This is a genomic window from Bacteroides stercorirosoris (assembly GCF_900142015.1).
GTDB classification, from domain to species: domain Bacteria; phylum Bacteroidota; class Bacteroidia; order Bacteroidales; family Bacteroidaceae; genus Bacteroides; species Bacteroides stercorirosoris.
In genome coordinates this window covers 1-18,540 of the sequence record NZ_FQZN01000057.1, presented here as the reverse complement: position 1 = coordinate 18,540, position 18,540 = coordinate 1, and the positions used below count along the sequence as shown (strand labels likewise).

At 46.7% G+C, this 18,540-nt stretch carries 13 protein-coding genes; 5 read left to right on the top strand and 8 right to left on the bottom strand.

What is annotated here, in order from left to right:
- Positions 1-233 precede the first annotated feature (233 nt).
- On the bottom strand, positions 234-725 hold the full coding sequence (locus BUC01_RS23760) for a Dps family protein (protein ID WP_025836005.1): 492 nt from the start codon (positions 723-725) through the stop codon (positions 234-236).
- Between the two features lie 218 nt (positions 726-943).
- On the opposite strand from BUC01_RS23760, the gene BUC01_RS23755 reads away from it, so the two are divergent.
- From BUC01_RS23755 to ahpF, 3 genes are all read left to right on the top strand, one after another.
- A complete protein-coding gene (locus tag BUC01_RS23755) occupies positions 944-1,870 on the top strand; it encodes a hydrogen peroxide-inducible genes activator (protein ID WP_073315109.1) in 927 nt (308 codons plus the stop codon).
- Positions 1,871-2,060: 190 nt separating this feature from the next.
- The gene (gene ahpC, locus BUC01_RS23750; RefSeq protein WP_007211096.1) at positions 2,061-2,627 is read left to right on the top strand and encodes an alkyl hydroperoxide reductase subunit C; all 567 of its coding nucleotides are present in this window, start codon (positions 2,061-2,063) and stop codon (positions 2,625-2,627) included.
- Positions 2,628-2,725: 98 nt separating this feature from the next.
- The gene (gene ahpF, locus BUC01_RS23745) at positions 2,726-4,285 is read left to right on the top strand and encodes an alkyl hydroperoxide reductase subunit F (protein ID WP_073315107.1); all 1,560 of its coding nucleotides are present in this window, start codon (positions 2,726-2,728) and stop codon (positions 4,283-4,285) included.
- A 232-nt stretch (positions 4,286-4,517) separates the two neighbouring features.
- On the opposite strand, the gene BUC01_RS23740 is transcribed toward ahpF, so the two are convergent.
- From BUC01_RS23740 to BUC01_RS23705, 7 genes are all read right to left on the bottom strand, one after another.
- Positions 4,518-6,659 carry a S46 family peptidase gene (locus tag BUC01_RS23740; protein ID WP_073315105.1) on the bottom strand — a complete coding sequence of 714 codons (2,142 nt, stop codon included), beginning with the start codon at positions 6,657-6,659 and terminating at the stop codon, positions 4,518-4,520.
- A gap of 18 nt (positions 6,660-6,677) precedes the next feature.
- Positions 6,678-8,048, bottom strand: a complete 1,371-nt coding sequence (locus BUC01_RS23735) for a TIGR00341 family protein (RefSeq protein WP_025835602.1) — start codon at positions 8,046-8,048, stop codon at positions 6,678-6,680.
- A gap of 8 nt (positions 8,049-8,056) precedes the next feature.
- On the bottom strand, positions 8,057-9,502 hold the full coding sequence (locus BUC01_RS23730) for a lipopolysaccharide biosynthesis protein (protein WP_025835603.1): 1,446 nt from the start codon (positions 9,500-9,502) through the stop codon (positions 8,057-8,059).
- Between the two features lie 26 nt (positions 9,503-9,528).
- Entirely contained in the window at positions 9,529-10,563 is a 1,035-nt protein-coding gene (gene ruvB, locus BUC01_RS23725) for a Holliday junction branch migration DNA helicase RuvB (RefSeq protein WP_073315103.1), read from the bottom strand.
- A 342-nt stretch (positions 10,564-10,905) separates the two neighbouring features.
- Positions 10,906-11,616 (bottom strand): DNA alkylation repair protein, encoded by a 711-nt coding sequence (locus BUC01_RS23720; protein WP_025835604.1) that lies wholly within the window; start codon positions 11,614-11,616, stop codon positions 10,906-10,908.
- 306 nt (positions 11,617-11,922) lie between these two features.
- The gene (locus BUC01_RS23715) at positions 11,923-13,926 is read right to left on the bottom strand and encodes an ATP-binding protein (RefSeq protein WP_025835605.1); all 2,004 of its coding nucleotides are present in this window, start codon (positions 13,924-13,926) and stop codon (positions 11,923-11,925) included.
- Between the two features lie 671 nt (positions 13,927-14,597).
- Entirely contained in the window at positions 14,598-16,559 is a 1,962-nt protein-coding gene (locus tag BUC01_RS23705; protein WP_025835606.1) for a sialate O-acetylesterase, read from the bottom strand.
- A gap of 167 nt (positions 16,560-16,726) precedes the next feature.
- On the opposite strand from BUC01_RS23705, the gene BUC01_RS23700 reads away from it, so the two are divergent.
- Positions 16,727-17,959, top strand: a complete 1,233-nt coding sequence (locus BUC01_RS23700) for a nucleoside recognition domain-containing protein (protein WP_025835607.1) — start codon at positions 16,727-16,729, stop codon at positions 17,957-17,959.
- Between the two features lie 19 nt (positions 17,960-17,978).
- Positions 17,979-18,389, top strand: coding sequence for an rRNA maturation RNase YbeY (gene ybeY / locus BUC01_RS23695; protein ID WP_025835608.1), 411 nt, complete (start codon positions 17,979-17,981; stop codon positions 18,387-18,389).
- Positions 18,390-18,540 lie beyond the last annotated feature (151 nt).

The window sequence follows — 18,540 nt, the reverse complement described above, 5'->3', positions numbered from 1 at the left end:
TGAAAGTCTCATCATACGGCTTACGACTAAGTTTTGGCATATTGTTTCTTCTTTGATGCCTACAAATAGGTGTCAACCTATATCAGTGTAAGACATGCAGTAACGTTGCATTGGGTTTCATTCAGCATCGGTTCATCAGAACAGCCAGAAGACATGATGCAAGAAAAGGTGACCAAGCAGTGTCTCCACCGCTTCATCACCTTTTCCATCATTTATCACCTAAACCTATATAATTATTTGCCTGTGCAAGATTTTGTGCTAAAAGCGGTCAACATCCAAACCATCTTTTCTTGTTCTTTCAGATAACCGGTCATCAGGTCGGCGGTAACGTCATCGCCGGCTTCACCCGCCAGTTTGATTACCTTTCTTTCTTCACCGATGAGGTAACTGTATGTTTCGAGGATATGGCTGACGGCATCACTACCGCAAGAGATATCAGATACTTCCTTAATCTTGGCTACTTTCAGGTATCCGCTGAACTTGTTTTCGGGCACACCGCCCAACATCAGGATGCGTTCTGCAATTTCGTCAATCTTCTCAGCCGCGTCGTCATACATGCTCTCGAACTTTTCGTGCAGTACAAAGAAACCATGCCCCTTGATGTTCCAGTGGAAGCCACGCAGATTGGTGTAATGTACCTGGAAATCTGCCAAAAGTTGATGCAATGCAGATACTACGTTAGCTACTCCCGATTCGTTTAATTTGATATAATCTAAAGTCTTCATAATTTTACCGTTTTAAAAATTTATACTGTTTAAAAAAAATTTCTTGTTGTAAAGAAAGTGCTTATCTGATGCAGAAGCAAACTTGCCCGATTATGCCGAGATACGACTTTCTTTGTTTCTGTTGCAAAGATAAGGGGGAAATCAATGCTTGTCAAACAGATAATTTCTATCTTTGCATAGACAGAATCTATATTACCCGTTCAAACCCTTTATTTATCATGACTTTACAACAATTGGAGTACATTCTTGCCGTCGATCAGTTCCGTCATTTTGCCAAAGCGGCAGAGCATTGCCGGGTAACCCAACCCACCCTTAGCGCCATGATACAGAAACTGGAAGACGAGCTGGAAACCAAAATATTCGACCGCAGCCAGCAACCCATCTGCCCCACCCCCGTCGGACGGCTCATCGTGGAGCAAGCCCAAGTGGTGCTGTCGCAGGCCGACCGTATAAAGGATATTATAGAAGAAGAAAAACATTCCCTGTCGGGCGTCTTCAAGCTGGGCATATTGCCCACCATCGCCCCTTACCTCTTGCCACGTTTCTTCCCGCAACTGATGAAGAAATACCCCCAACTGGATATCCGCGTGACGGAAATGAAGACCAAAGACATCAAGCAGGCCTTGCTGAAGGGAGATATAGATGCCGGCATCATCGCCACCCTGCCGGAGAAAGACGAGTTCCGACAAACACCCCTGTTCTATGAGCAATTCTATGCATATATCGCGCGCGAAAGCGACCTGTTCAATAATAATATAATCCGTACCTCCGACCTCAACGACGAGCAACTCTGGATGTTGGATGAAGGACATTGTTTCCGCGACCAGCTGGTTCGCTTCTGCCACATGAAAGCGGCACAAGCCAGTCAGATAGCCTATCGCCTGGGCAGCATGGAGACTTTCATGCGCATGGTGGAAAGCGGGAAAGGCGTGACGTTCATTCCCGAACTTGCCATCGACCAGCTGAACGACACCCAAAAGGAACTGGTGCGCCCGTTTGCCATCCCCACTCCCACCCGGCAAATCATTCTCATCACCTGCGAACACTTCATCCGCACTACCTTGCTGGAGGTTCTCACAAAAGAAATCCAGGCGTCCGTACCGCGCGAGATGCTGTCCCTGCGGGCAACTCAAGTGATGGTATAGATTTCTTCTATCGGTCCATAAATCTTTTCAATCGTTTTTTTTGTTCTATCGGCAAAAGATGCTATATTTTTGCAAACGCGAAATTCAGCTGCACCTCAGCATAATCAAGCGAGCTTGCTTCTGCATTCGGTTTGCATGAACTTTGCATCCAGTAAAACAAAGTACTAAACCTTTTAAAACAAAAAAGATTATGGAACCAATTATCAATTCACAGCTTCCTGAATTCAAAGTTCAGGCATTCCAGAACGGAAGTTTCAAAACAGTAACCAACGAAGACGTAAAAGGCAAATGGGCTATTTTCTTCTTCTATCCCGCAGACTTTACTTTCGTATGCCCTACCGAACTGGTGGACATCGCCGAAAAATACGAACAGTTCCAGGCAATGGGCGTAGAGGTATATTCAGTAAGTACAGACTCTCACTTCGTGCACAAGGCATGGCACGATGCATCCGAAAGCATCCGTAAAATCAAATATCCCATGTTGGCAGACCCGACAGGAGTCCTGACCCGTGCATTCGGCGTGATGATTGAAGAAGAAGGTATGGCCTACCGCGGTACGTTTGTCGTAAACCCGGAGGGTAAGATCAAGATTGCGGAAATTCAAGACAACAACATCGGACGTAACGCCGACGAGCTCCTCCGCAAGGTGGAAGCTGCGCAATTCGTAGCTACGCACGACGGCGAAGTATGTCCCGCAAAATGGAAGAAAGGCGGCGAAACGCTGAAACCAAGTATCGATTTGGTTGGTAAAATTTAAGTTCATCTCCCTTTTTTAGTAGCGGGCCCCCTCTATCCTGTATCTTGCACACACTTTGGAGGGGGCTCGTTTTATTCTCAAAAAAACAGTAATAGATTATGTTAGACTTAGCATTAAAAGAACAGATACGCGGTATCTTCCAGAGTCTGGAAGCGACGTACACCTTTCATATTGTCTGCCATCCCCGGCACGAGAGCGCGCAGGAACTGATAGATATGCTAAAAGATGTGGCAGAGTGTTCCGCCAAACTATCTTGCGAAATAACGGAAACCGAACAGCCGAAACTGGAATTTTCCCTATTGAAAGAGGGAAAAGCAACCGGTGTAAAGTTCCGCGGAATACCGAACGGACACGAATTCACTTCCTTGCTTCTGGCAGTGCTTAATGCAGACGGTAAGGGTAAGAACATCCCCGACGAGGCCATAAGACGACGCATCCAGGCGTTGAAAGGGCCTGTTTCTCTTCAAACCTATGTGTCGCTGACGTGTACGAACTGCCCCGATATAGTGCAGGCTCTGAACGTCATTGCCTTGCTGAACGGGCAAGTTACGCACGAAATGATAGACGGGGCCCTCTTCCAGGAAGAGGTGGATGCACTGAAGATACAAGGCGTACCGTCTGTCTATGCCAACGGGAAGTTGCTCCACGTCGGACGCGGCACGCTGGGGGAACTCTTGCAGAAATTAGAAGATATGTTCGGCTCTGAACCGTTGGCGGATGCAGAGCCCGTATCACGCACGTATGATGTCCTCGTATTGGGTGGCGGACCGGCAGGAGCTTCAGCAGCCATTTATTCAGCCCGCAAGGGATTGCGCGTGGCTATTGTTGCCGAAAAAATCGGTGGACAGGTGAAAGAGACCGTAGGTATCGAGAACCTGATTTCTGTTCCGCAGACAACAGGAGCACAGTTGGCGGATAATTTAAGAAGCCATATCAATCATTATCCTATCGACTTGTTCGAAGACCGGAAGATAGAAAAAGCGGAGCTTCAAGGTAAGGAAAAAATTGTCTCGGTGGTAGGCGGTGAAGTTTTCACTTCGCCCAGCGTGATTATCGCGACAGGTGCCAGCTGGCGGAAACTGAACGTAGAAGGAGAAACGGAGTATATCGGGAGAGGTGTGGCCTTCTGTCCGCATTGCGACGGACCGTTCTATCAGGGAAAGGATGTAGCTGTCATCGGAGGCGGAAACTCCGGTATAGAGGCAGCCATCGACCTGGCCGGTATTTGCCGGAGAGTAACCGTATTTGAGTTTGCAGATAGCCTGCGGGCGGATCAGGTGCTGCAAGAAAAAGCCAGGAGCCTGCCAAACGTTGAAATCTTCACGTCTTCACAAACGACGAAAGTTCTGGGAAATGGAGATAAGGTAATAGGCATCTGCGTCAAAGACCGGGTGACGGATGAAGAACGGGACTTCCCGCTCGACGGTATCTTTGTTCAGATAGGACTGGCGGCAAACAGCATCTCTTTCCGGGAAGAGCTGGAGGTTACCCCGCAGGGAGAAATCAAGATTGACGCTTGCTGCCGGACAAATATCCCGGGCGTATATGCCGCGGGAGATGTATCGACCGTACCTTACAAACAGATTGTGATCGCAATGGGCGAAGGGGCGAAAGCAGCGCTTTCGGCATTCGATGACAGGATAAGAGGAATCGTTTAAGGACTATCTCTATTCCCCTCCTCCAGTCGGAGGAGGGGTGCCCAAAGGGCGGGGTGGTAGGTGAGAAAAGAATTCTTTAGTGTTCTTATTAATAGGTATTTTATTGCTTACCTACCACCTCCCCCTACGGGTACCCCTCCTCCGACTGGAGGAGGAGAATGGAGATAGTACTACTTATATCTATTGGGAGAATCTATATCTATTGGGAGGACCTATTTTTATTCAGATATTATCACTTTTTCGGTGCAATCTTCAGTTCCTGCACCAAATGGCCCGCTTTCCCGTATTTCTCTATAATAAACAGGATATACCGCACATCCACCCCGATGCAGCGTTGTATCTTCGGCTCATACAGAATATCACTACTCATAGCTTCCCAGTTCCCGTCAAATGCCAAGCCCAGCAGCTCACCCTTCGCATTGAACATGGCACTGCCTGAATTTCCGCCCGTGATATCATTATTCGAGATGAAGCACACCTTCATTTCCCCCTTTTCATCGGCATATCTTCCGAAATCTCCCGAAGAAAGCAGCGACAGAATCTCCGGCTGAACCTCGAAATCCACATCTCCCACATTTGCCTTTACCTTCTCCAAAACGCCTTTCGAAGTCGTGTAATAATCATACTCCGCACCATCAAAAGGCGTATATCCCGCCACCGTGCCGAAACTTAACCGCATGGTAGAGTTAGCGTCCGGATAGAAATTGCGCGACGCGTACATCCGCCGGACAGCCCCATTCAACAGACGCTCTCCCCGAACAACCTCCGAAGTGGGCGCCTGCATCTGCATATTCATATCAAATAGCATCGTCAGCATGTCTATGCCCAGAGATATGGCCGGATCATCAAAGATATGGTAAGTAGTGTCCCGTTCGAGGAAACGTTTCAAGCCACGGGGAGTAGTCAGCTCCGAATGAGCATACAGGCTGTCTACGTATGCCTTTTCATCCCCATTGTATTCCTGCGCAATGGTATGATAAATGGCAGGCAGGAAAGTGGTATCCACCTTTGAACGATACTCCTTCAATGCCGCTACAAACACCTCTTTATCAATCTCCAAGTCCAGATTGGAGTACTGTTCTACGATATCCTTCAGACCGGCAACAACGGTCTTCTCTTCCCCCTCAAAGTCAAAGTTCAGGATTTTCAGGGCAAGCTGCACCAACTCCGGGGCATACAGGAAGGATTCGATGAAATAAGCCTGCGCACGGTTCACTTCACGGCGGTTCTTATAACTCAGCTCCAGATCAGTGAACAGTTGCAACAGTTTCTCACGCTCTTCCGGGTTTTGCTTTATCCAGCGGCGAAGTTCCTGTTCCATTTCACGCTTCTTTTCCAATATCCCAAGTTTGCGGATAGCCCGGTTCATCCCGATACTGTTTTTCCAATAATTAGAGCTTTCATCGTATTTGGAGGCATACTTGATGCGCACACTGTCATTGCGGTCCATCTCGCGTTTCCAGATGGCCTGTTTCACGCCACGGACATCTATCTGCGCCTGATTGGAGTTATTCATCATTTCCTCTATCCCGAACGAAGAGAGATAACGCTCCGTGCTGCCGGGATAACCCAGCGTCATGCAGAAAGAACCTTCCCGATAACCATCCAGGGAAATCGGAGCCACATATTCCGGATGATAGGGAACATTCCCGGGAGAGTATTCGGCAGGGCGGTTATTACGGTCCGCATAGATACGGAACACGCAGAAATCACCTGTATGCCGGGGCCAAACCCAGTTGTCCGTATCCCAGCCGAACTTGCCGATAGAAGAAGGGGGTGCAAAAACCAGCCGGACATCGTTGAAATCGCGATAAACAGAAAGCCAGAACTCATTTCCGCCATAGTAAGCATCCACAATGCCAACCAAAGTAGAATCCTTGTGAGAAACTTCCCCGCCTATCACCAGCATCATAGAATCCACCGCGCTGGAACGTTCCATCTCGTTCATCGAAGGCTTGACAGCTCCCAGCACACGTTTCGTCACATCTTCCGTACGCAACAGGAAACGGACATAAAGTTCCGGATTCGGAAGTTCTTCTTCACGGCTACGCGCCACAAAACCATCCTTCAGGTAATCGTGTTCCACCAACGAATGTTGCTGCACGCTGCTGAAGCCGCAATGGTGATTGGTAAACACCAGACCATCTTCGGACACAACCACACCGGAGCAAAAGCCTCCGAAACTGACCACCGCATCTTTCAGCGACGGACGTTTCGGACTGTACAGTTTATCGGCCGACATCTGCAAGCCGAGTTCTTTCATCGTCTTACGGGTCTGTTTATTCAGGTTTCCCAGCATCCACATGCCTTCGTCCGCCTGTCCTGCCAATGTGAAGAAGCAGCAAACAGTTATTAGGATATACTTTAGCTTCATTCTATAGTTAGTATTAAGTTATTCTGCAATCAGCCTCAACTGTTTCGCCCCTGTCCGCGCTTTCAGCCACTCGGCAATCTTTTCTTTTTCCTGCGCACTGGGATGTTTGCCGAATTTCAGTACGGCAAGCGTAATGGTATCCGTCCGTATCGAGTCAACCGTCAGCTCTATCGCATGGGATATGGAAACCGTTTTCACCGATGGATACAGCACTTTTAGCTCCGGAACGATTGTTTTTCCCAGTTCATCAAAAGACTTGTATTTCGCAAGGCTCTGTTCCAAAACAGAAATCTTCTTTGTCTGTTCCAGCAACCGTTCCTCACTGTTCTTATAGAAATCTTCCATCACCATCGCCCGGATAGAAGAAATATCCACAGCCTCATTATTCATTCCCTGAAGGACGGTCAGCTTCGTTTCACCCAACTTATAATCTTTCATCTTTCCCCTCGCAATGGCGATAGATGCTTCGGGCACTTCCTGCCCTATCAATACTACACGTATTTCATTGTCTTTAGTACCGTGATAATGGATTTTCTTATCCAGCACCTGCGTATTCTCAAAAGAGAGTTGTTCGGAAACAAACCGGTTGGCAGCACTCTCGTAGAAGGTGCTCTGGATGATGCCTACGGTAAGATAAACAGCCGGACACATCGTAAGCACCGCAATGAGTATGATGTATTGGCGTACTTTCTTTTCCCGTTTCTTGTCCACGAACTCTTTGCGCTGGAAGTGCATCACACGCACACCCACAAACGTGGCAAGACTGATAAACACTGAATTAATGAAATAAAGATAGAAAGCACCGAGGAAATAAACAAGATTTCCCGTTGCCAGTCCGTAACCTGCCGTACAGAGCGGCGGCATCAATGCCGTAGCAATGGCCACACCGGGAATCACATTCCCCTTCTCTTTGGTAGAAAGGGCAACCACACCCGCCAGACCACCCATCAACGCGATGAATACGTCATAAATCGTGGGTGAAGTACGTGCCAGCAACTCCGATTGTCCCTCGGCCACGGGACTTACCAGAAAGAAGATGGTAGCCGTGGTCACACTGAACAGGGTCGTTATCAGGAAGCTCTTCAATGAGCGCTTCATCAGTTCAAAGTCATTCAGACCGACAGAAAGTCCCACACCCATGATAGGCCCCATCAGCGGGGAAATCAACATGGCGCCGATGATAACGGCAGTGGAGTTGACATTCAGCCCCAATGACGCCATAAAGATGGCGAATATCAGAATCCACAGGTTCGCTCCCTTAAATTCCACTCCTTTACGGATGGAGTCTACGGTTTCCAGCTCATTGTCTTTGTCTTTTCGCAAATCAAGATATTCATTCAGGAACTTCTTGATGGCAAATACATTCCGGTTTTGTTCGGGTGTTTCCATAAGCGCAATTATTTTCGGATGAAACGATTCAGAACAGGTATTTGGTTAAGCGGCAGATCACGCTTCACAATGTATGCGATGAACAGCAGCAGCAGAACGGTGCGGTACGCCATACGCAGGTAGATATTCTCTATCGGCACATACTCGGCTGCCACATAAAGCACGGCCGCCAGGAGGACGTACATCCCGATTGCTTTCAAATCGTATTGTATCGGGTACTTCTTCTGACCGACAAAGTAAGAAAGCAGCATAGCGACACCATATCCCGTGAATCCCGCCCAGGCACAAGCTATATAACCATATTTCGGTATCAGGAAGATATTCATCAGTATCAGGATGGTGCAGCCTGTCAGCGAGAAGTAGGCTCCCCAACGGGTTTCATCAATCAGTTTGTACCAGAAAGAGAGATTAAAATAAATGCCCATAAAGATTTCCGCCGCCATCACGATAGGCACGACTCTCAGTCCATCCCAATAGCCGCGTCCAATGATATGGCGCAAGAGGTCCATGTAGAACATTACTGCCAGGAAGGCCAGCAATGTAAAGATAATGAAGAACTTCATTGCCTTCGCATACATCTCCCGGCTATCTTTCTCTTTACTCTTGCCGAAAACAAAAGGTTCGTAGGCAAAGCGGAATGCCTGCGTAAACATCGCCATAATCATAGCTATCTTACTGGCAGCCCCGTAAATGCCAAGTTGGACTTTTGCCTCAGCCGCATCGGGATAGACAAAAGGAAAGATAATCTTATCGGCCACCTGATTGAGGATGCCGGCCACTCCCAATATAACCAGGGGCAACGAGTAACGGAGCATCCGCTTCAGCAGTTCCCTGTCCAGCGTATAGGTAAAGCCCCTCAACTCAGGTATCATGCACAACATCACCACCGAAGTACATATCAGATTAAACAGAAAGGCATAGCCTACATCATTTCCTTTCAGAACAACGTAGTAGAAAAGATTGAGCGCAATATTGAGGAAGATAAACAGCAGTTTCAACGCTGCAAACTTGATAGGGCGCTTTTTATAACGCAAATAAGCGAATGGAATGCTTTGAATGGCATCCATCGCCACCACAATCATCATCATGCCTATATACCAGGGATGCTCGCCATATTCCAGCCATGCGGCGATAGGATCCAGGAACAGCAATCCCAAAGCGAGAAAGACAAGCGAACCGAAGCCGACACTCAACAAGGTGGTGGAATACACCCGCATCGGCTCATCTTTTCCATTATTGGCAAAACGGAAAAATCCCGTCTCCATGCCGCACGTCAGCAGCACCAACATCAGCGCCACCCAGGCGTATATATTCGTAACCACACCGTAGCCGCCTGACGATGCAGGCAAAGCTATCGTGTAAACAGGCACCAACAGATAATTGAGGAAACGCCCTACAATACTACTCGCCCCATAAATAGCAGTTTCCTTTGCTAAAGATTTTAATCCCGCCACTTGATTTAATGATTAATGATTAACAGTTATTCATTGAATAGCGTACGCTGACTGTTATAGAGACTACGTCCCAAGTGTTTATAAGCCAGTTCAGTCACTTCGCGTCCGCGAGGAGTACGTTTCAAAAAACCTTCTTTTATCAGGAACGGTTCATACACTTCTTCTACGGTTCCGGCATCCTCGCCCAAAGCCGTAGCAATGGTGGTGAGCCCTACCGGACCGCCCTTGAATTTATCTATAATAGTACAGAGTATCTTATTGTCGATTTCATCGAGTCCGTACTTGTCTATGTTCAGTGCTTCAAGCGCATAATTCGCAATCTCCGTATCTATACTGCCCGAACCTTTCACCTGTGCAAAGTCCCGTACACGGCGCAGCAACGCATTGGCAATACGCGGCGTTCCACGGCTGCGGGAAGCAATCTCCGACGCCGCCCTGGTAGAGCACGGCACATCCAATATCCCTGCCGAACGACGGATAATGCCACTCAACACATCATCATCGTAATACTCCAAATGCAGATTAATGCCAAAACGAGCACGCAAAGGAGCAGTCAACAAACCGCTACGGGTAGTAGCCCCCACCAGCGTAAACGGATTCAAATCAATCTGAATGCTCCGTGCAGACGGCCCCTTGTCTATCATGATGTCAATGCGGTAATCTTCCATTGCCGAATACAGGTACTCTTCCACCACCGGGCTCAACCGATGTATCTCGTCAATGAATAGTACATCGTTGGGTTCCAGACTGGTAAGGACTCCCGCCAGATCGCCCGGCTTATCAAGCACCGGACCGGAAGTGACCTTGAAGCCTACTCCCAATTCATTGGCAATAATATTCGATAGAGTCGTTTTTCCCAATCCCGGAGGTCCGTGCAGCAATACGTGGTCCAATGCCTCACCACGCAGACGGGCTGCCTTGACGAAGATGCGCAGATTATCCACCACCTTATCCTGCCCGCTGAAATCTTCAAAGGACAACGGACGAAGTGCGTTCTCAAAATCACGTTCCCTACTGGTCAACGGCTGTTGGTCACGTATATCAAAATCTTCTTGTTCCATTCGTTAATCATACAACTTATTAGGCTGATCCATAAAAACTTTTACCTATTCAACTCCCTGATTCCTCTTGTGGAATAGCCTGTCTCATAGGTTTAGTCTATTGTCTCCTGCAAAATAACTAATTTATTTTGAGATTATCTCTATAAGTTAACTCTTTTCACAAACACTTCTACCCTTATACTTCTTCCCCGGCATCATCTAATTCATAACAACAAAGGTGTACCGGAAGTAACTATCCGCAACTTCCGGTACACCCCTATTCCATAAAGACTGAAAAGTCTGAATTTTATTTTCTATATATAAGGTATGCACCTACCCCAAGCATATAGCGTATGCCTACATTCAGCGCTTCATGAATTCCCGCCGTTCTTCCTCCGGGAATTTCTCTATCGCATAACGCAACATGGTGCGGGGCATCTCCTTACAGAACCTTTCCAGAAACTGCACCAACATGTCTTTATCCCGCTTTCCCATCTCACGCAACATCCAGCCCACGGCTTTCTGCATCAGGTCGTGCTTGTGATGAAGCAAACGTTCGGAAAGAGCCAGAATATCGATGAAATCGCCGTTTTTGATGAGTGTATAAGTAGAAACTACCGCGATGCGCTGGTCCCAAAGCAAGCTGCTATCTGCCAGGCGATAGAGGACGTCACGAGGTTTGTCTGTCAGATATTCGCCTACGATGCCCGGAGCGGACAAGTCCACAAGATCCCAGTTATTGATACGGACAGTCTGCGTCAGATAGAAATCAAATATTTCTTTTTTGCCGCTTTCATCGTTTTTTTTAAAGCGTTCCACCAACATCAACAAGGCACAAAGGCGGCATTCGTGCCACTCACTCTGCAGCAATTCCGCCATCACACCGAAAGGCGCATCCTTATGGCGTTTTGCCACCATACGAGTGTTAGGAACCACAACGCCGAGAAACTTGTCTCCTTCTCCGTATTGCCCCTTTCCGGTTTTAAAGAAATTGGGGAGATACTCCCGCTTCACCGGGTCAATGTACTGCTCCAGTTCTTGCTGGATTTCTTTTGCTTTCTGCTTATCTTTCATGAGTTACCGAATATAAATTGCACGAATGTATGCAGTTTTTAGCTAAACTGTTGACACTTTAACGCAAAAAAACAACACTTTCTTATCCTTGTTCTCCGCAACGATGCTATTCCAACTCCTTTCATTACCATAAGATTCACAAAATATATGGCTTAATTTCCTAAGTAGATGCTCATAATTAATTCGTATATTGAAACGATTTCATAAAGCACTGATCAATCATAACTGATCAATCATAAGAGTAGCACAAATCAGCCGTATCGCTAAAATGACACAGCCATTACCATGGAGAGTTTAAGCAGATGCTCAGATTCTTTGCATCGGCACACTGAAAATGAAGCGGGTTCCCTGAGTGTATTCTTTATCAATAACCAAGTCGCCTCCCAACTTCTTTGCAATGGTACGGCAAATAGACAAGCCGAGACCTGTGCCTTGACTAAAATCATTCAGCTTGATAAAACGCTCGAAAACATGTTCCTGCTCATCAACCGGAATGCCTATTCCAGTATCCGTAACCGTAAAAATCAACTGCTTCTCTCTTTCTTTCACCTCATAGGCCAACGTTACGGAACCTTCATGGGTAAACTTCGATGCATTGTTCAGCAAGTTGTCGAGCACCTGCACTATGTAACTGTAATTGCTATCAATTATCAGCTCATCACAAGCAGGTTTAAATATGAGTTTTATATCCTTGGAAAATAATTCGCCTGCCGAATCCATCGAAGCCTGACAGCAGGCATTGACATCGACAGCGTAATGGTTGATTTCAATATCACTGTCGAGCGCGGAGATATCAAGGATATCGCCCACCAACTTCAACAGCAGTTTGCTGTTACTCTCAATCAATGAAACATATTGCTTGATATCCTGCTGGTCGTCGAACAGATCGACCAATACCCCGGAAAATCCAACAATAGAGTTAAGTGGGGTACGAATTTCGTGGGACATATTCTGAATGAACATGGTTTTCATCCAGTTGCTCTGTTCGGCAAGTTCCTTAGCCTTGCGCAATTCTTCTTTAGCTTCAACCAAGATGCGGTTCTTTTCATCCAGCTTATCTTTCGATCTGTGCAACTTGGCATTAAATTTTCTCTGTTGCAACAGAAAGACCACTACAATACACAGAATGCCCACTACGGAGAACAGGATAATACGGGTATTCTGTAGCTGCTTCTCCTGGGAAATCTTTTCCAACTGTTGTTTTTCAGCACTGAGCCGTTGCAGATTCAGGATAGTGGCAAACTCACCGGTAGTGATTTCTTCATTCTTTTCTTTCTCTTTCTTCTGCTCCGACAGGAAGTCACGATACAGACCGGCGGCTTCTTCTTTGCGGTTCATGTCCCAAAGAATATCAGCTTTCGTCTTCCTCAATGCCGCCAGAGTCGTTAAATCGTTAATTTTCTTTAGTTCAGCCTCCCGTGCATCCAATATGCCGAGAGCCTCGTTATAGTTACCCAGCCTCCGGTTATAATCAATCTCTACATCATAGAAATAGTGGATATGGCGTTTCAACGAAGGTTCGTCCACATACATCTGCCGGCATTCTTCCAACGCCTGATAAGCAGCCTCCCTATCCCCTTGAGTGAGGTAGAGTGAAACATAAACCAGCTTGGCCGTCACCTCATGATAAGGATACTTGACCGTCTTCAGTGCTTTTCTCAATAGTTCGGGAGCTTTTTCCGCTTCGCCCATGTCAATGTATATCGCTGCGGCATCACTATACTGGCAGGATATATTATATCTTGTGACGTTAGTCTTCTCAAAAAGTTCAATCTCTTTAAGCATGAATTCCTGCGATTTCTTCGATAAACCTTTAGCACCATATACATTAGCCAATGCATAGTAACATTCGGCAATGCTCGACTGCAATCCGTCCCTCTCAGCCTCCCGCAGCATCTTTTCGGCTTCGACAAGGGCAATGTTATATTCACCCTGCTTGATGTAATAGTTCACCAGCCTGGCGGCCCACGTCCAATAGTAAAGTTCAGGATTCTGCACACGCTTGGCAAATTGCTTCAGGCGGTTTACACCGGCTATAACGCTATCCGTACGGTTCTCACCTTGCCCGTAATAGTAATAATCCAGCTTTGCTCCCAAAGCTATTTTAGCCATTACGGTGTCATTACACCTGATTGCCATATCCAATAGGGTGTCCGAAGCTGTCAGTACAATAGGATTAGTCGGATCATTAAAGTACTTATTATAATAAGCACGCATATTATTAACATAGGCAGAATCCGCTCGCTGGGCATAAATAGCCCCAACAGCCAATAGTAGATAAATACAGGCGAGAATCGTTTTTTTCATCATAAGTGATTTAGTTGTTGCACACTAACCAGGTTCTAAAGATATGTTTTAAATATGAAACAAAACATTCCTCCCGTCACACGAAGCTTGCAATTGACATTTTTTATCTTTTTATTGTAAATAATAAGCAGCACTATCCACTCATCATCATTCCTAACGGTGCGGTAATGAGTTTTCGCCACAGAGTAACACAGAGTCTCACGGAGTTCTATTCTTTTGATTTCAAATTGATTAAACTCTGTGATACCCTGTGTTACTCTGTGGTGAATTAATTCATAACCGTTACAGTAATGAATAAAACTACGCATTTGTCGGATGCCCCCCCTTTAATGGCATTCTATAATGCAGAATACAACTTTTCCTTAATTTGTTTACTCAATGTTCCTGACGCTATATCCCCTTTCGTTTCTTACATTTTTTTCAATACAAAACCGCCCCTCCCTTTGGGAAAAAGAGGAAATTGTCCTTCCCCCCTCCAAAACATATTCTGAAAAGGGGGAGAATGAAGTAACGACTGAAGTCAACTCACTCGTTTTTTCTTCTTTACGAACTTATGGGAAAGCATCTATTATGTAAAAAGTATTCAGCAGACATACGGTCGTTGTTCATGATACCATTCTCCATTGCTATTTCTTTCCTTTCAGCTTCTTGTTCAAAATCCTTATATAAATTCGCTAATTTTTCTGCGTCACCCCTTTCCAATCATCCGTTCGGAAGGGAGATGCAGGCAATCCGGCTCCATTATATAAATTACAAACCGGATTATTGGCCCAGGCATAGCGCACGGCAACAGGGTAAGGCACTTCCGGAGAACTCACCACAATCTTATCACCTTTTATCTCCGCTTTTGCCCAATGGAATTTATGGTCGCGTCCGGCAATGGAGAAGCCTTGCAATTCTTTTCCGTCACCACTCTTCAGCCCGCCGTCCGTATGGTCAAAAGAAAGGATAATCTTATCCCCATCCACCTGAGAAGAGCGGTACATCGGACCGGAGTACGATATCTGTTCGCCATACGTCTTGGCACGGGCAACCAAAGCCAACCGGTGACCGACTGCCTGCTTGTCCTTCGGGTGAATGTCATTGGCATCGCCTTTATCAATAATCACCGCCATGCCTGTATTGGCTACGGACAATGTACGGCTCTGTGCTTCGCGAAGTTCCGCCCAGTCAGAATCAGCCGGTTGGGGAGACTGCTGCATAAAGTTGGCTAACTGCACAAAGTAGAAAGGGAAATCCTGTCCCCAGTCCTGACGCCAGTTTTCAATGACCAAAGGAAAAAGTTCACGATATTGATAAGCACGGGAAGCATTGTTCTCTCCCTGATACCAGATGGCTCCACGAATACCGTAAGGCACCAACGGATGAATCATAGCGTTGTATAAAGAGGTCGGCAGGTTAGGATTTTCGGACATATCAGCCGGAGGCATCCCCTCTTTCCGGCCGTCTGCCGCCACCTGGTATTTCCATTCACCGGCCAGGCTGATTTGTTCGCCATTGGCAGAACGGAGATAAAGCTCATCGGGCATACCGCAGCCACCGCCTGTATCCACAACACGGATGGCCAACGTTACTTGTCCGGCTTTAACCATCTTGCCGGGGACAGTATAATTACGCGAAACGGAATAGCCATTGGTGCGGCCTACCTCTTTACCATTCCAATAGGTGATATCGTTATCGTCAATGGTGCCTAAGACCAGTTGCAGCTTCTTACCGGCCCAGGAGGAAGGTATCTCAACTGTCCGGCGCAGCCACAACAGACCGTCAAAACCTGCCAGGCCTTGTTCTTCCACCATGCCGGGAAAGTTCATTTTCTGCCAGTTGCTGTCATCCAAGGAGACTTCTGCACGTATCGGCTTGCCGGCAGCGAAACCTTCGTCCACACGATTGTTCCAAGTTTCCAGACCCTTCAAATACTCCGCTTTCATCGCAGATTTATCAGGCATCAGGCGAATATCTTCCACTACTTTAGTAAAGTCGGGCATTTCTTTCAGCACCTTCCCGCTTATCCACGACTCAACGTTCGTCCCTCCCCAGGAAGTGTGGATCAATCCGACAGGTACATTCTGCTTTTCAGAAATCTCACGGCCAAAGAAGTAGGCAGTGGCAGAGAACTCGGGAACAGTAAGCGGTGAACATACCTGCCAGCCATTATCGCGGATTTTGATATCCGATTCCGGTTGTGTACTCGTCACATGCTCTACGTGCAACAAACGGATATCAGGATGGTTAGCCTCCGCTATCTCTTTCTCATAATCCATTATCTTCCCCCAACCTTTCAGGGGCATCTCCATATTGGACTGGCCGGAACATATCCAGACTTCACCGACCATTACATTCTTCAACACCAGCTTTTGTCCGTCCGTCAACGTAAGCTCGTAAGGACCACCCGCTTCGGGCGTACGGACAGAGAGTTTCCACTTGCCATCCTTACCGGCTAAGGTTTCATACGTCTTTCCATCCCAGGAAGTTGTAATTTTCACCGTTTTCATCGGCTTGGCTGTTCCCCAAATGGGGGCATCCGCTTGTTGTTGCAGCACCATATTGTCGGAGAACATAGGTGGCAGCACTACTTTGGCAGACATCGCTCCGGACAGCATCAGCAAAGCTGCAATTAGCATACATTTGTTTTTCATATCACATGGTTACTATTGGTTAATGATCATTTGATTGTAAGACAAAGGTAAGCAGAAATTTATATTCGAAAGAGTGTTATTGCCCTAATAAATGCAATAATCTTTCCATTTAGCGTGCTAAATGGAAAGATATTCCTACTTTTGCCATAAAATAAACGCGTTACTTTATGGTTTTAAATTACATTTGGGTAGCATTCTTCATAATAGCTTTCATTGTGGCACTCATCAAGCTCTTGTTCATGGGCAACACTGAAATCTTTACGGAGCTTGTCAACTCCACATTTACTTCCTCGAAAACGGCATTTGAAATATCCCTGGGACTGACGGGTATTCTGTCCCTTTGGCTGGGCATCATGAAGATTGGCGAACAGAGCGGCATGATAAACGCGCTGTCCCGCTGGTTGAGTCCTGTGTTCTGCCGCCTCTTCCCCGAAATACCGAAAGGGCATCCCGCCATGGGCTCCATCTTTATGAACCTCTCCGCCAATATGCTGGGGCTGGACAATGCGGCCACTCCTATGGGATTGAAGGCCATGAAGGAGCTACAGGAGTTGAATCCCAAGAAGGACACGGCTACCAATCCGATGGTCATGTTTCTGGTGCTCAACACTTCCGGGCTGATACTGATTCCTATCAGCATCATGATGTATCGTGCACAGATGGGCGCTACGCAGCCCACTGATATATTTATCCCGATACTGATCACATCGGCTGTTTCTACCCTTGTGGGGGTGATTGCCGTCAGCATCGCCCAAGGCATTAATCTAATCAATAAACCTATTCTTATCCTGATTGGTTGTATCAGCCTCTTCTTCGCCGGACTTATTTATATGTTTACACTACTCGGTCGCGAGGAAATCGGAACGTATTCTACACTGGTTGCCAATATCATTCTGTTCAGCATCATCCTGTTGTTTATTGTCTGGGGATTGTGGAAGAAGATAAACGTATATGATGCTTTTGTAGAAGGCGCCAAAGAGGGCTTTACGACTGCTGTACGCATCATTCCGTATCTGGTGGCATTCCTGGTTGGTATTGCCGTATTCAGAACTTCGGGTGCGATGGATATGCTGGTAAGCGGCATCGGCTATGTGGTAGGTCTATTTGGGGTGGACACCAGTTTTGTAGGTGCCTTGCCAACCGCGTTGATGAAATCATTGAGCGGCAGTGGTGCCAACGGACTGATGATTGACACCATGAAAGAGTATGGCGCCGACTCTTTTGTAGGACGAATGAGTTGTGTGGCCCGTGGCGCTTCGGACACTACGTTCTATATTCTCGCGGTCTACTTCGGCAGCGTAGGCATCACCAAGACGCGCAACGCTGTCACCTGTGGATTGATAGCGGATTTGGCTGGTATTATCGCTGCTATCATCATCAGTTATATATTCTTCTTTTAATCTTTAATTTTTAATTGCCATGGTTTCCTATCAGACAGACGGCGTAGATATGCCCGCCATCAAAAAAAGCAAGACAACGGAATGGATTAAGGCCGTTGCCGCCACTTATGGAAAGAGAGTCGGTGAAATCGCCTATATTTTCTGTTCCGACGAGAAAATACTGGAGGTAAACCGCCAGTATCTGCAACATGATTATTACACCGATATCATTACGTTTGATTACTGCGAAGGCAATCGCCTCAGCGGTGACCTCTTTATCAGCCTTGATACTGTGCGTACTAATGCGGAACAATTCGGCAGCGATTATGAAACGGAATTGCACCGCGTGATTATTCACGGTATCCTGCATCTTTGCGGGATTAATGACAAAGGTCCGGGAGAACGGGAAATCATGGAAGAAGCGGAGAATAAGGCGCTGGCGATGAGATAAACAAAAGAGATAAAGCAGCTGTTTCCTGCACCTATATGCCGGATGTGCAGGATATATAGGGATATTCAGTAAATGTCCCTCTTTCTAATAAATTAAGAGAACAGTTTTACTTTACGTGAGCTTTTCTCTTAATTTTTTTCTGTAAAGTCTC

Excerpts from the sequence above, each read along its gene's own strand:
- BUC01_RS23760 (WP_025836005.1), bottom strand. The coding sequence starts at position 725 with ATGAAGACTTTAGATTATATCAAATTAAACGAATCGGGAGTAGCTAAC.
- BUC01_RS23755 (WP_073315109.1), top strand. The coding sequence starts at position 944 with ATGACTTTACAACAATTGGAGTACATTCTTGCCGTCGATCAGTTCCGT.
- ahpC (WP_007211096.1), top strand. The coding sequence starts at position 2,061 with ATGGAACCAATTATCAATTCACAGCTTCCTGAATTCAAAGTTCAGGCA.
- ahpF (WP_073315107.1), top strand. The coding sequence starts at position 2,726 with ATGTTAGACTTAGCATTAAAAGAACAGATACGCGGTATCTTCCAGAGT.
- BUC01_RS23740 (WP_073315105.1), bottom strand. The coding sequence starts at position 6,659 with ATGAAGCTAAAGTATATCCTAATAACTGTTTGCTGCTTCTTCACATTG.
- BUC01_RS23735 (WP_025835602.1), bottom strand. The coding sequence starts at position 8,048 with ATGGAAACACCCGAACAAAACCGGAATGTATTTGCCATCAAGAAGTTC.
- ruvB (WP_073315103.1), bottom strand. The coding sequence starts at position 10,563 with ATGGAACAAGAAGATTTTGATATACGTGACCAACAGCCGTTGACCAGT.
- BUC01_RS23720 (WP_025835604.1), bottom strand. The coding sequence starts at position 11,616 with ATGAAAGATAAGCAGAAAGCAAAAGAAATCCAGCAAGAACTGGAGCAG.
- BUC01_RS23715 (WP_025835605.1), bottom strand. The coding sequence starts at position 13,926 with ATGATGAAAAAAACGATTCTCGCCTGTATTTATCTACTATTGGCTGTT.
- BUC01_RS23705 (WP_025835606.1), bottom strand. The coding sequence starts at position 16,559 with ATGAAAAACAAATGTATGCTAATTGCAGCTTTGCTGATGCTGTCCGGA.
- BUC01_RS23700 (WP_025835607.1), top strand. The coding sequence starts at position 16,727 with ATGGTTTTAAATTACATTTGGGTAGCATTCTTCATAATAGCTTTCATT.
- ybeY (WP_025835608.1), top strand. The coding sequence starts at position 17,979 with ATGGTTTCCTATCAGACAGACGGCGTAGATATGCCCGCCATCAAAAAA.